The 586-nt window shown below is 68.1% G+C and carries 1 protein-coding gene; it reads left to right on the top strand.

Going from position 1 to position 586, the window contains the following annotated elements:
- On the top strand, nt 1-586 hold a 586-nt coding region (locus DIE03_RS38060; protein WP_124457144.1), incomplete at both ends, for an efflux RND transporter periplasmic adaptor subunit.

The following is a 586-nucleotide window of genomic DNA, read 5'->3' on the forward strand; positions in this document are numbered from 1 at the left end:
CGCTACAAGGTGCTGGTCGCCGCGAACGCGGTCAGCAAGCAGGACTACGACAACGCAGTGGCCACGCAAGGCCAGGCGGCGGCGGACGTCGCGGCCGGCAAGGCAGCGGTCGACACCGCGCAGATCAACCTCGGCTATACGGATGTCGTCTCGCCGATCACGGGCCGCGTCGGCATCTCGCAAGTGACGCCGGGCGCGTACGTGCAGGCGAGCCAGGCGACGCTGATGTCGACCGTGCAGCAGCTCGATCCGGTGTACGTCGACCTCACGCAGTCGAGCCTCGATGGTTTGAAGCTGCGCCAGGACGTGCAGAGCGGCCGCCTGAAGACGAGCGGCCCGGGCGCGGCGAAGGTGTCGCTGATCCTGGAAGACGGCAAGACCTACTCGGAAGCGGGCAAGCTGCAGTTCTCGGACGTGACGGTCGACCAGACCACCGGCTCGGTGACGATCCGCGCGGTGTTCCCGAACCCGGGCCGCGTGCTGCTGCCGGGCATGTTCGTGCGCGCCCGGATCGAGGAAGGCGTGAACGAGAACGCGTTCCTGGTGCCGCAGATCGGCGTCACGCATGACCAGAAGGGGCAGGCGA

Source organism: Burkholderia sp. Bp8992 (assembly GCF_003853705.1).
GTDB lineage: Bacteria > Pseudomonadota > Gammaproteobacteria > Burkholderiales > Burkholderiaceae > Burkholderia.